7 protein-coding genes are annotated in these 13,578 nt (G+C 72.9%); 5 read left to right on the forward strand and 2 right to left on the reverse strand.

Features of this window, described 5'->3' with window-relative positions:
• Both VFZ92_RS05490 and VFZ92_RS05495 read right to left on the reverse strand, forming a co-directional pair.
• A partial coding sequence (locus VFZ92_RS05490) for a condensation domain-containing protein (protein ID WP_330874669.1) occupies positions 1 to 1,809 on the reverse strand: 1,809 nt, incomplete at its 3' end.
• A 20-nt stretch (positions 1,810 to 1,829) separates the two neighbouring features.
• Positions 1,830 to 3,755 (reverse strand): AMP-binding protein, encoded by a 1,926-nt coding sequence (locus tag VFZ92_RS05495; protein WP_330874671.1) that lies wholly within the window; start codon positions 3,753 to 3,755, stop codon positions 1,830 to 1,832.
• 184 nt (positions 3,756 to 3,939) lie between these two features.
• Here VFZ92_RS05495 and VFZ92_RS05500 point away from each other — a divergent pair, with 184 nt between their 5' ends.
• The 5 genes from VFZ92_RS05500 (at position 3,940) to gntD (ending at position 13,513) form a co-directional block, all read left to right on the forward strand.
• Positions 3,940 to 4,686, forward strand: coding sequence for a thioesterase II family protein (locus VFZ92_RS05500; RefSeq protein ID WP_330874673.1), 747 nt, complete (start codon positions 3,940 to 3,942; stop codon positions 4,684 to 4,686).
• Positions 4,683 to 7,709 (forward strand): condensation domain-containing protein, encoded by a 3,027-nt coding sequence (locus VFZ92_RS05505; RefSeq protein ID WP_330874674.1) that lies wholly within the window; start codon positions 4,683 to 4,685, stop codon positions 7,707 to 7,709. The genes VFZ92_RS05500 and VFZ92_RS05505 overlap by 4 nt, the downstream gene beginning before the upstream one ends.
• A 61-nt stretch (positions 7,710 to 7,770) precedes the next feature.
• A complete protein-coding gene (locus VFZ92_RS05510; RefSeq protein ID WP_330874676.1) occupies positions 7,771 to 7,971 on the forward strand; it encodes an MbtH family protein in 201 nt (66 codons plus the stop codon).
• Between the two features lie 32 nt (positions 7,972 to 8,003).
• Complete coding sequence (locus VFZ92_RS05515) at positions 8,004 to 12,443, forward strand: amino acid adenylation domain-containing protein (protein ID WP_330874678.1); 4,440 nt, start codon at positions 8,004 to 8,006, stop codon at positions 12,441 to 12,443.
• Positions 12,444 to 12,460: 17 nt separating this feature from the next.
• The gene (gntD, locus tag VFZ92_RS05520; protein ID WP_330874680.1) at positions 12,461 to 13,513 is read left to right on the forward strand and encodes a guanitoxin biosynthesis L-enduracididine beta-hydroxylase GntD; all 1,053 of its coding nucleotides are present in this window, start codon (positions 12,461 to 12,463) and stop codon (positions 13,511 to 13,513) included.
• Positions 13,514 to 13,578: the final 65 nt, after the last annotated feature.

The following is a 13,578-nucleotide window of genomic DNA, read 5'->3' on the forward strand; positions in this document are numbered from 1 at the left end:
CACCGACGTGGCGGCCAGGGTTTCCGCGAGGACGTTCGCGGGGAAGACGCGAACCGCCCAGGCGAGCATCGCGGCGGTCTGGCGGTGTTCGATCATCACGCCCTTGGGGCGTCCGGTCGAGCCGGAGGTGTAGATCGTGTACGCCAGGTCGTCCGTGCGCACCGCCACGGCCGGTCGCGTGTCCACATCGGACAGCGCGTAGGTGTCGGTGGTGAGGAGCAGCGGCGCGTTGGTGTCCTCGACGATGAACCGGACGCGTTCGGCCGGGTAGGAGGGGTCGACGGGCACGTAGGCCGCGCCCGCCTTCAGCACACCGAGGATCGCGACGACCAGTTCGCTGGTGCGGGGCAGGCTGATACCGACCAGATCGCCGGGACCGATGCCGAGGCCGATCAGGTGGTGCGCCAGGCGGTTCGCGCGTGAATCCAGCTCGCGGTAGGTCAGCGTGCCGTCGACCGCGCGCAGCGCCACGGCGTCGGGTGTGCGGTCGACCTGCGCCTCGACCAGTTCGTGCACGCACGCGGTCGGCGTCCCGGCCGGGTGCCCGGTGTCCAGCGCGGTGAGGAGCGCGCGTTCGGCGTCGGTGCGCACGTCCACGTCGGCGAGATCGCCGTCGGGATCGGCGAGCAGCGACGTCAGAGCCACCCCGAACCGGTCGGCGAGCAGCCGCGCGGTGGACGCGTCGAAGAGGTCGGTGTCGTAGCCGAGGAACCCGGTCAGCCCCTCGGGGGTCAGCCACAGGTACAGCTCCACGTCGTGCTGGACCGCGGCGGGCGCCATCAGCAGCGGTCGCACGGGCAGCCCGTCCATCCGGAACTCGGGCAACCCGTCCTGCAACACGCACATCAGCCGGAAGGCCGCGCCCCCCAACGACTCCGGTGGCACGTGGCCGTGCTCGTAGGCGCGCACGCAGGTGTCGCGGACCGCCCGCACGAGGTCCCGGCCGGTCCGCGCGCCCGTGCTGTCGGTCCGCAGCACCAGCATGTTCACCAGCGGCCCGATCGCCCTCGGCGCGCGGTGGCGCTCACGGGTCGCAGACGGTGTCCCGATCGCGAGGTCGGTCTGCCCGGACACCCTCGACGCGGTCAGGTGCAGTGCGCTCAGCAGCACCATGAACGGCGTCGCGCCCTCGTCCGCGGCGACCTCCCGCACCCGGCGGACGACCTCGGCGTCCAGCGCCAGCGGCACGTCGTCCGAGCGGAAGCGCGGCCTGGCCGGGCGCGGCCGGTCGGTCGGGAGCGCCAGCGGCGGCAGACCCGCCAACCGCTCGGTCCAGTACGCGAGGTCGGCCTCCGTCACCGCGGTCGTGGTCGCGGGCATCGGCTCCGCGGGCGGCAGCTCGCCACCGGAGTACGCGGTGGACAGCTCCGCCAGGAACACGCCGAGCGACCAGCCGTCGCACACGACGTGGTGCGCCACCACCTGGAGGACCGTCTCGCCGTCCAGCGACCAGACCGCCGTGCGCCACAGCGGTCCGCCCGCCAGGTCCACCGGCTCGGACGCCAGCTCCCGAGCCTGGGCGAGCGCCGTCGCGCGGTCGTCCGCGGTCCGGACCGCGAGCGGGGAACCGGGGCCCAGCACGGGGTGCCGGGCGGCCACCTCCGCCAGCGCCGACCGCAGCCGGTCCACGTCGAGGGCTCCCGGCACGGTCGCCACGAACGACAGCACGTTGACCGCGGTGCCGGGGTGGACCTGCTCGAACAGCCGCAGGCCCGCCTGCGCCGGGGTGTCGCCCGACGCGGCGGCCGGTGCCGCGCGGGCGCGCCACCGCTTGACGAGATCACGACCAAGGGCAGCCGGGAATTCCACGAGAAGCTCCTCCGATGAGGTCAGGGTCGAGCGGTGGCCACTGCGCCGATCCGGTCGAGCACGCGGGCACCGGTGACCCCGTCCTCGGCCCAGCGCGCCAGCAGTCGCCCGGCCAGCTCACGGGGTGACTGGGCTTCGAGCAGGGTTCCGACGGGCACGGGGAGGCCGAGCGCGTCCTCGGTGATCGCCGAGATCTCCGCGCCGCGGATCGAGTCGCCGCCGATGCCGCTCAGGGTCTGGGTCGGCGCGCAGTGCTCCACCTCGCACACGGCGGCGAACACCTCGGCGAAGAACAGCTCGACGGGTTCGAGGGCCGGACCGCCGGTCGCGCGGGGCGCCGCCGACACGGTCGTGCCGGTCAGCTCACCGGCGAGGTGCCGGGTGCGGGTCAGCGCTCGCTGGATCTTGCCGCTGGTGGTGCGCGGGATCGCGCCCGGCGGGCACAGCACGACGGTGTCGATCCGCGCGCCGGTCGCGGCCAGCACCCTGTCCCGGACGTCGGCGGCCAGAGCGTCGTGGTCGGCCCCGTCGCGCTTGACCAGCTCGACGGCGATCACCAGCTCCTCGTCGTGGTCGACGGTGAACGCCGCCGCCGTCGGGCGCAGCACCGGGTTGTCCAGCACGGCCGCGGCCTCCAGGTCGTGCGCGTGGTGGTTCACGCCGTGCTGGATCAGCACGTCCTTGCGGCGGCCGGTGACGAACAGGTGCCCGTCGCGCAGGTAGCCGAGGTCGCCGGTGCGCAGGTACCGCTCGCCGTCGACGTGCCCGACCAGGTCGCCCTCCGGCTGCCCGGTGTCGTTGAGGTACCCGCGGCTCACGCTCGGGCCGCGGACCCAGATCTCGCCCTCCGCGCCGTCGACGAGCGTGCCGGACTCCGGATCGGCGATGACGAGGTCGTGGCCGTCGATCACCGGCCCGCAGTCCACCCTGCCGTCCGCGTCGACGTCGTCGCCCGTCCAGTGCCGGCCGGTGACGATCAGCGTCGCCTCGGCGAGCCCGTAGCACGGCAGGAACGCCTCGGGCCGGAAGCCGTTGGCGGCGAAGCGGTCCGCGAACGCGGCCAGCGTGCGGGCCCGGATGGGCTCGGCACCGTTGAACGCGAGCCGCCAGCCGCTCAGGTCGACGTCGGAGAGGTCCTTGCCCGCGGCGCGGCGCACGCACAGGTCGTAGCCGAAGTTCGGCGCGCCGGTGTGCGTGACCCGCAGTTCGCCGATCTGCCTGATCCACTCCAGCGGATTCTTGAGAAAGTGGATCGGCGACATCAGTCGCACCGGAAAACCGCCGTGCACGGGTGTGAGAATGAATCCGATCAATCCCATGTCGTGGTACGGGGGAAGCCACGAGATCGCGCGCGTGTCCTGGTCGAGCTTGAACACGGCACTGATCGCCTCGATATTCGCGATCAGGTTCCGGTGTTCGAGCACGACGCCCTTCGGCTGGTTCGTGCTGCCCGACGTGTACTGCACGAGCGCCACGTCGCCGGGCGCGGGCAGGTCGTCCCACGCGTCCCCCGGCGCGGCGTCCGCGTCCACGGCGACCACCGGCGGCAGCCCTTCCGGCGCACCGGACGAGGTGAGCACAGCGAGCACGAACGGGTCGGCCAGCAGCGCCGTCGCCCGCGAGTCCGCCAGCACGCGCTCGAACCGCTGCTTGATGCGGTCAGCGGCCCCGAACAGCGGCGGATACGTCGGCACCGCGGGAACGCCGGCCAGGAAGCACCCGTAGACCGCGACCACGAAGTCGAGCCCCGGCGGGTACAGCAGCAGCGCGGGCCCGCCGTCGGACTCCTCCCGCAGCCGCCGCGCGACGCCGGTGGCGCGGTCCAGCAGTTCCCGGTAGGTCAGCGTGTCGAGCCGTCCGTCGTCGTGCAGGAACTCGAAGGCGAGGCGGTCCCCGCCCGCGGCGACGTGGTCGACCAGCACATGCGCCAGCGTGCGTTCGGGCATCGGTGGACTCCATTTCTGCGGTGACGCTCCGGCAAATGTAAAGACCCGTTCTCTCGCCTTGTTCTCACGTACCTACCCGCGATCTCTCACCTTTCTCTGCATGTCTTGACGTGCCCGGAGGGGTGGCTGGTACCCATTTGTTGTGCTCGTCGGAGGAATCAATTCGGAGGTGCGTGTGGCCGGCATGGGAACCCGTTGGTTGACGTCCTTCGCCGACGTGCCAGAGCCCGCGTGCGATCTGCTGTGCTTCCCGCACGCGGGTGGCGGCACCTCGGTGTTCCAGGGCTGGCAGCGGCACACCGACGCCCTGCGGGTGCAGGCGGTCCGCCTGCCCGGCCGGGAGTCCCGGCTCCGAGAGCCCGCGATGGCGGACCTCGGCGAGCTGGTCGCCGCGCTCACCACCGCGCTGGCGCCCTTCACCGACCGCCCCTACGCCTTCTACGGGCACAGCATGGGCGCTCTCGTGGCGTACGAGCTGACCCGCGCCCTCCGCGCCGCCGGGCTGCCGCTGCCGCTCGGCCTGTTCGTCGCGGGCATGGACGCCCCGCAGCGGCTGCGCCTCGACCGCGCCCACGACCTGCCGCGCGACGAGCTGGTCGCCTGGCTGATCGGCGTGAACGGCCTCGACCCCGAGGTGCTGGAGTACCCGGCGCTGATCGACCTGATGCTGCCCACGATCCGCGCCGACCTCGCCGTGGTGGAGGAGTACGCCCACCGGCCGGAACCCCCGCTCCCGGTGCCGATCCACGTCCTGCGCGGCAGCGACGACGTGCAGTCCACCGCCGTGGGCAGCGGAAGCTGGTCCGAGCTGACGTCGGCGGCGTGCACCGTCACCGACCTCGACGGCGACCACTTCTTCGTGCAGCGCCACGAGCGGCGCGTCGTCTCCCTGATCGAGTCCGACCTCCTCGCGGAAGGGGCACGGCGGTGAGCAGTTCGTCCTACGTCGGCGGTGTGAGCGGTGGACCCGCCCGCGACTACAGCGGCTTCTTCGTCCTGCCCGCGGCTCCCGCTCAGCGGCAGCTGTGGTTCCTGTGCCAGCTCGACCCGGCGAGCAACGCCGCCTACAACGTCGTCAGCGCGGTGCGGCTCACCGGGCGGCTCGACCCGGTGCTGCTCCAGCGCGCGCTCAACGACGTGGTGGCCCGGCACGAGAGCCTGCGCACCGGCATCGGCCTGGTCGACGGCGAGCCCCGGCAGGTCGTCGTGCCGCACACGCTGGTGTCGCTGCCGGTCGTGCAGGGCGACGTGCAGGACCACGCCCGTGAGCAGGCCGCCATCCCGTTCACCCTCGACGAGCCCCCGCTGCTGCGGGTCGTGCTCGTCCGGGAGTCCCGCGACCTGCACACGCTGGTCGTGGTGATCCACCACGTCGCCTGCGACGGCTGGTCGACCGAGGTGTTCTACCGCGACCTCGCCGACGCCTACCGGGCCCTGCTCGGCGGCGGCCCGGCACGGCCGGAGCCGCCGATCCAGTACGCCGACTACGTGGCCTGGCTGGAGGAGTCGCTCGCGGGCGAGCCGATGCGCGAGCTCGTGGCCCACTGGCGGGGCGCGCTGTCCGGGACCACCCCGCTCGCGCTGCCCGTCGACCGGCCGAGGGGGACCGCGCGCCGCATGGCGGGCGGACGCCTGGAACTGGTGCTCGACGCCGCCGAGGTGGCCGGGCTGGACGCGCTGGCCGCGGGCTGGTCGGCGACCCGGTTCATGGTGCTGCTGACCGCGTTCAAGGTGGCGCTGGCCCGCGTCACCGGCCAGGACGACGTGGCCGTCGGCACGCCGGTCGCGGGCAGGCACCACCCCGACGCCGAGGAGCTGATCGGCTTCTTCGCCAACACCCTCGTGCTGCGCACCCGACTGCCGCTGGCGGAGGGGTTCGGGGCCGCCGTGGCCGCGGTCCGGCACACCTGCCTGGAGGCGTTCACGCACCAGCGGATGCCGTTCGACCGGCTGGTGGAGGAGATGCGCCAGCCGCGCGTGCTGGACCGCAACCCGCTGTTCGACGTGATGTTCTCGCTCCAGGACACGCCGTCGTTCGCCGTCGAGCTGCCCGAGCTGACCATGACGCCCGTCGAGCTCGTCACCACGTCGGCGAAGTTCGAGCTGTGGCTGACGGTCCTGCCGCACGCCGACGGGCTGCTCCTGCGCCTGGACCACGACCGCGACCTGTACGACACCGACACGGCCCACGCGGTGCTCGACCTCTACCGCCGCGTGCTCACCGAGGTGCGCCGCGATCCCGACGCCGTCTCCGGGACGCTGCCGAAGGCGGACGACGCCGAGCGGGCCGTCGTGGAGAGCTGGGCCACCGGTCCACATCGGACGGTGCCGGACGGCACGGTCCTCGACCTGCTGGGGAACGCGGTCGTGCGGGAGGGCGGCGTCGAGCTGTCGTCCGCCGAACTGCGCGCCCGCGCCGCGGAACTGGCCGACCTGCTGCGCGAGGAGGGCATCGGCGGACCGGACGTCGTCGTGGCCACCCCGCCGGTCACCTCCACGGCGCTGGTCGTCGCCGCGCTGGCCGTGTTCGAGGTCGGGGCCGTGCTGTCCTTCGGTGAACGCCACCCCCGAGACGGCGCGTTCGTCAAGCGCCGCGGCGACGACTGGGTGATCACCACGGGCCCGCGGTTCGACCCCACCGGGCCGAGCGCGCCCGGTCCCGACAGCCCGGCGTGGCGGGCGGGAGCGGTGTTCTCCCACCGCGCGCTGCTCGCCGCGGTCACCGCGCTCGCCGACCGGCTCGCGCTCACCCCGGCCGACGACGTCGTCCTGCTGGCGGGCACCAGCCCGGACCTCGTGGACGTCCTGCTGGCGCTGACCTCGGCGCGCGCACTGGTGATCGGCGCCGACGGCGCTCCCGACGGCGCGTTCGTCGTCGCCCCGCCGCCGACGTGGCGGCGGGTGCTCACCGAGGGGTGGACGCCACCGGCGGGCGCGCGGCTGGTGTGCCGCGGCACGGTCGTCGCCGACGACCTCGTGCGGATGCTCGACCGGACCGGCCACCCGGTGCTGGTCGGCCGGGACACCCCCACGTCCGCCGCCCCGGTGGGACTGGGCCCGGACGGGGCGCCGCTGGCGAACACCACCCGCCGCCTGCTCGACGGCACCGGAGCCCCGGTCCCGATCGGCACGGTCGGCGAGCTGCACCTGGCGGGCCCGGCCGTGGCCGGGAGCGGCTCGGACGGCTCCGCCGCGACGGCCACCGGCGAGCGCTACCGCTACAGCCGCCGCGGTGACCTGCGGTTCGTGGGCTACGCCGACGAGCGGCTCGTCGCGGGCGACCACCTGGTCGTGCCGAGCCGGATCGAGGGCGTGCTCACCGGTGTCGAGGGCGTGCGGTCCGCGGCCGTCGTCGCGGGCGAGGTCGGCGGCGCCACGAGGCTCGTCGGCTGGCTCGTCCTCGACGGCGCCCGCGCGGCGGGGTCCCCGCGCGAGCACGACGAGTTCGCCGCGACCGTGCGCACCCGCGCGCTGGCGGCCCTGCCTGCGCACGAGGTGCCCGAGGCGTTCGGCGTGGTGCCCGAGCTGCCGCGCCTCGCCGACGGCGCCGTCGACCGCGCCGCGCTCGTCGCGCTGGCCGCCCTGCGCGGGCAGTCCCTGCTCGGCGCGGTCGACGCCACACCGCCCCGCAACCGGGTCGAGCGCGTCGTCGTCGCGATCTTCAAGGACACGCTGCCGGTGCAGGAGTTCGGCGTGCACGCCGACTTCTTCGCGCTCGGCGGCCACTCGATGCTCGCCGCCAGGGTCATCGGCAGGGTGCGCGACCAGTTGGGCGTGCTCGTGCCGGTGCGCGACTTCTTCCGCAGGCCGACCGCGGCCGGACTCGCCGAAGCCGTGGCGGCGCTGGAGAACGACCGGGCGCGCGGCCCGGCGGACAAGGCCACCGCGGTGCGGGGCCAGCTCGACGGCATGACCGACAAGGAGGTCGAGCAGCTGCTGCGGCAGCTCGGCTGACCGAACCCCTTGGCCGACCAAAACCCTTGGCAGGTCACCACACCGAAGGAGACGCACGCAGATGGGCATCGACGACGCCGACACGACCTTCCAGGTCGTCGTCAACGACCAGGACCAGTACTCGATCTGGTTCGCCGACCGCGATCTGCCCGCGGGGTGGACGGCGGACGGAACCACCGGAAGCAAGCAGGAGTGCCTTCAGCACATCGAGAAGGTGTGGACCGACATGCGACCCCGCTCGGTCCGCGACCGCGTCAGCTAGTCCAGCCCGAACCCAAACGACAGGAGTGCCCGATGAGCCAGCAGCACGAGCTGGAATCCATGACGCCGGAGGAGAAGCGCGCGCTGCTCGCCCAGCTCCTGGACGGTTCCGCCGAGGCCACGCCCAGCAACCTCTCCCTGGAGCAGCGCAGGCTGTGGATGCTGCTCCAGCTGGACGACAGCAAGCCGTGGCAGGTCAGCACCGCGGTGCGGCTGTCCGGTGACATCGGCCCCGCTGCCATGCAGCAGGCCCTGACCGCCGTCGTGCAGCGCCACGAGGTGCTGCGCACGACCTTCCGCGAGGTCGACGGCCACCCGCTGGGCACCACCGTCCCCGCGGTCACCCTGCGGCTGCCGGTCGTGGACGTGGATGCCGCCGACCTCGACGCCGAGCTGGCCCGCGTGGTCGCCTCCGAGACCCGGCTGCGGTTCGACCTGGCCAAGGGGCCGCTCATCAGGGCCTCGCTGCTCAGGGCCGCCGCGGACGACCACGTCCTCGTGCTGACCCTGCACCAGATGGTCGCCGACCGCCGCTCGGTCAAGCTGCTCGCCGACGAGGTGCTCACCCGCTACACCGCGCTCGTCGACGGCACCTCCGGCGACGTGCTGGCCACCCCGGTCGACTTCCACTCGCTGGTCAGCGCCCAGCGCGACTGGGTCAACAGCGACGACGCGACCAAGGACATCGACTACTGGCGCGACCAGCTGGCCGCGCTGACCCCGCTCGACCTGCCGACCGACCGCCCCAGGCCGCCGCTCAAGACCATCCACGGCGACTCGGTCACCGTCCCCGTGGCGCGGGGACTGGCCGACGCCGTGACGGCGTACGGCGCCGAGTCGGGCCACGGCCCGTCCGAGGTGCTGCTGTCGGCGTACGTCGCGGTGCTGTCGCGGTACTCGCAGCAGCGCGACCTCGCGGTCGGTGTCCCGGTACCCGCGTCCTGGCACTCCGACGGCGCGAACCTGGTGGGACCGCTGGAGAACACGGTGCCGCTGCGGATCGAGCTCGGTGACGCCGACTCGCTGTCGCGGCTCGCGCCCAGGGTGGGTGCCGTCCACGCCGAGGCGCTGACGCACGCCCGCCTGTCGTTCGACCGGATCGTCGAGGCCGCGCAGCCCCAGCGCGACCTCAGCCGCACGCCGCTGTTCCAGACCTCCTTCACCTTCGAGGAGGAGGCGGGCTCCCGCGAGGTCCCCGGCGCCGCGGCGTCGCCGCTCGACCTGCCGACCACGTGGACACCGCACGACATCGACCTCTACGCGGTGCGCCGCGACGGCGAGCTGACCCTGCGGGCGCAGTACAACACCGACCTGTTCGACCGCTCGACGGTCCTGCGGTTCCTCGGCCACGTCCTGCTGCTGCTGGAGAAGGCGGTCGCCGACCCGGCGCTGCCGCTGGCCGAGGTCCCGCTGCTCACCGACCGCGAACGCGAGCAGGTCGTCGGCGAGTGGAACGCCACCGACCTGGAGCACGACCGCACCAGGACCCTGCACGGCCTGGTCGAGGCCGCCGCCGCCGCCAACCCGACGGCCATCGCGCTCGCCGCGGACGGCGTCGAGCTGACCTACGCCTCGCTCGACGGCCGTGCCAACGCGCTGGCCGCCGCGCTGGTCGAGGCCGGTGCGGGCGTGGGCTCCCGCGTCGGCGTGCTGGTCGACCGCTCGGTGCACGCCGTGGTCGGCCTGCTCGGCGCGCTCAAGGCGGGCGGCGCGTACGTGCCGCTCGACCCGACCTACCCCGCGGACCGCCTGTCGTTCATCACCAACGACGCGGGCATCAGCCAGTTCGTCGGCCGCGCCGACGCGCTGGACGGCCTGCCGGAGGAGCTCGCGGGGATCGGCCGGATCGCCATCCCGACCGAGGACGGCGAGCACGCGCCCGTGTCGTCCGCGGTGGACGTCGACGACCTCGCCTACGTCATCTACACCTCCGGCTCCACCGGCCGCCCCAAGGGCGTGGCCGTCGAGCACCGCGCGATCGTGCACTCCACGGCGGCCCGCTCCGCCGTCGAGGCACCCGGTCTGCCCGAGCGGTACCTGGTCCTCGCGCCGCTGACGTTCGACGCCGCGGGCGGCGGCCTGTACTGGACGCTGGGCCGCGGCGGCACGGTCGTGTTCCCGACCGAGGCCGAGGTCCTCGACCCCCGTCTGCTCGGCAGGCTCATCCGCGGCAAGCGGATCACCCACCTCGACGGCGTGCCGTCGCAGTACGCGGTGCTGCTGGAGACCGACCTCGAACCGCACGACTCGCTGCGCACCACGATCGTCGCGGGCGAGGCGCTCCCGCCGAGCCTGGTGGCCGAGCACTTCCGCCGCTCGCCGAACACGGCGCTGTTCAACGAGTACGGCCCGACCGAGGCGTCCGTGTGGGCCACGGTGCACCCGGTGTCGCCGTCCGACGCCAAGCTGCCGAGGGTGCCCATCGGCAAGCCCATCCCCAACGGCCGGATCCACCTGCTGGACAAGCGGTTCAACCCGGTGCCGCCCGGTGTGCCCGGCGAGCTGTACATCGGCGGCGACGGCGTGGCCCGCGGCTACGCCAACCGACCGGCGATGACCGCCGAGCGGTTCCTGCCGGACCCGTTCACCGCCGAGCCCGGCGCGCGGCTCTACCGCACCGGCGACCTCGCCCGCTACCAGGCCGACGGCACGATCGAGTTCCTCGGCCGCACGGACACCCAGGTCAAGATCCGCGGCTTCCGCATCGAGCTGTCCGAGATCGAGAACGTCGTGCTGCGTCACCCGCTGGTGGCCGAGGCCGTCGTGACCGTGCGGGAGGACCAGCCGGGCGTGCAGCGCCTGGTCGCCTACGTGGTGCCGGTCATCGGCCGGGTGCTGACCCAGGAGACGCTGGTCAACCACGTCATCGGCCAGGTGCCGGACTACATGGTGCCCAGCGGCTTCGTGACGCTGGAGCGGATGCCGCTCACCCGGCACGGCAAGATCGACACCGCCGCGCTGCCCGCCCCGCAGGAGATCGCCGCCAGCGGGTTCGTCGAGCCGGCCAGCCAGCTCGAAGCGGGCATCGCGGAGACGTTCGCCTCCGTGCTCGGCCTCCAGCACATCAGCGCCACGGCGGACTTCTTCGCGCTGGGCGGCAACTCGCTGCTGGTGGCCAGGCTCGCCGCGCAGCTCTCCCGCGAGAACGACATCGAGCTGCCGATCGACGAGGTCTTCCGCGTCCCCACGGTGCAGGGCATCGCGCGGGTCGTCGAGACGCACCAGCGCGACCGCAACGACGTCGACAGCGCGGCGCTCTACGCCCAGCAGGTCGCCGAACTCGTCGCCGACGTGAAGCTGGACCCCGCCATCAAGCCCGACGGGCTGCCGAGGGCCGACTGGTTCGCGCCGAAGAACGTCCTCGTCACCGGCGCCACCGGCTACCTCGGGGTGTTCATCGCCGTCGAGCTGGTCAAGCGCACCGACGCCACGGTGCACTGCCTCGTCCGCGGCGAGAGCCCCGACGCGGCGTGGGACCGGCTGGAGGAGACGTTCCGCAAGTACCGCGCGTGGGACGAGTCCTACCGCTCGCGCATCAAGGTCGTCGTCGGCGACCTCGCCAAGCCGTACCTCGGCCTGTCGAAGGAGGAGTTCGACGGCCACGCCGCCACGCTCGACTCGATCTACCACAGCGGCGCCATCGTCAACTTCACCTACCCGTTCGAGGCGATGAAGGCCGCGAACGTGCTCGGCACCGAGGAACTGCTGCGGCTGTGCACGAACACCACCCTCAAGGCGTTCCACCTCGTGTCCAGTGTGGACGTCTTCATGGGCACCGGTGCCGCGCGGCCGTTCACCGAGGACGACCTCGGCGACCACCCGGTGAAGGTCCCGACCGGCTACCCGCGCACCAAGTGGGTCGCCGAGAAGATCACCGTCATCGCCCGCGACCGCGGTGTGCCGGTGACGATCCAGCGCCCGTGGATGATCACCGGCCACACGAAGACCGGTGCGTCGCACGACACCGACTACCTCTACGTGTACCTCAAGGGCTTCCTCGACCTGGGCGTCCTGCCGCTCTACAACGACGTGATCAACGCGGTGCCGGTCGACTACACCGCCGAGGCGATCGTCTACACGTCGCTGCGCGAGGAGAACCTCGGCAAGAACTTCAACATCACCAACCGGGAACCCACGACGATGCAGCAGTGCTACCAGTGGCTGCGGTCGTTCGGCTACGACCTCAACGTCGTGGCCGAGGAGGAGGCCCGCAGGCAGGCGCTGGAGGTGGACGAGGACCACATCCTCTACCCGCTCACCCCGCTCCTGCGCGTGGCCTCGATGCGGCACGCCGCGCTCGACCCCGAGTTGCAGCAGCAGGTCGACCCGCTCGAGGAGTGCAAGGTGCTGCTGGAGGCGCTGGAGGGGTCCGGCATCGAGTGCCCGCCGGTCAACGAGCAGTGGGCCCACTCGTGCTTCCGGTTCCTCGTGGAGAACGGATACCTGCCCGCACCTCAGGACGTCGTGCGCTGAAGCGAGAGAGGCACGTCATGGAAGGAACACCGACAACGACGACCGCGGTCCAGCGGACCGTCCGCTACCTGGACCTGTCCTCCATCGACACCAAGGACGTCGACACGTTCACCCGCAACGTCGCGGCCGACCACGGCAGCGCCACCTCCCCGGCGCTGCTGGCCGCGGCGGCGGGCCTGGCGCAGAGGCTCCCGCAGGGCCTGGTCGACGAGCTGAGGGACTTCCGGCTGCACGAGCCCGCCGCCGCCCTGGTGGTGCGCGGGCTGCGCATCGACGACGCCGAGATCGGTCCGACACCCCTGGACTGGCGGGAGGTCCCCACCCCGGAGCGGGTGGCGGCCCTCACGGCGCACGAGGTCTACCTGGTGCTGGTGGCCAGCCTGCTCGGCGACATCTTCGGGTGGTCGACGTTGCAGAACGGCAAGCTCCTGCACAACGTGGTGCCGATGCCCGCCGAGCAGCGCGAGCAGAGCGGTCACGGCACCGTGAAGCTGGAGTGGCACACCGAGGACGGGTTCCACCCGCACCGGTGCGACTACCTCCTGCTGCTCGGTGTCCGCAACCACGACGCCGTCCCGACGACGGTGGCGAGCATCGACGAGGTGGACATCGCCGCGCGGCACCGGGAGGTGCTGGCGGAACCCCGGTTCCTCATCCTGCCCGACAACGAGCACGTCAACCGGGCCCGTGCCCTCGTGGAGGGCACGGACCGTATCCACAGCATCCAGCGGATGCGGGAGAGCCCCGATCCCAGCGCCGTCCTGTTCGGCCACCCGGACGCGCCGTACCTGCGCATCGACCCGGCGTTCATGACGGCGCGTCCGGGCGACACCGAGGCCGCGGAGGCCTTGGACGCGCTGGTCTCGGCGCTGGACGCGAACCTGACCGAGATCGCGCTGGGGGCGGGCGACCTGCTCGTCGTCGACAACTACAAGGCCGTGCACGGCCGGAGCGAGTTCCGCGCCCGGTACGACGGCACCGACCGGTGGCTGAAGAAGGTCATCGTCACCAGGGACCTGCGCAGGTCGCGCCGCTACCGCGCGGCGGCCCACGAGCGGGTCCTGCTCTGAGCGGGTCGTCCGGGGTGGCGTACCGCGCCACCCCGGACGGCCCGTCCACCGACGACAAGGAGGAG

Source organism: Umezawaea sp., from assembly GCF_036375055.1.
Taxonomy (GTDB): domain Bacteria; phylum Actinomycetota; class Actinomycetes; order Mycobacteriales; family Pseudonocardiaceae; genus Umezawaea.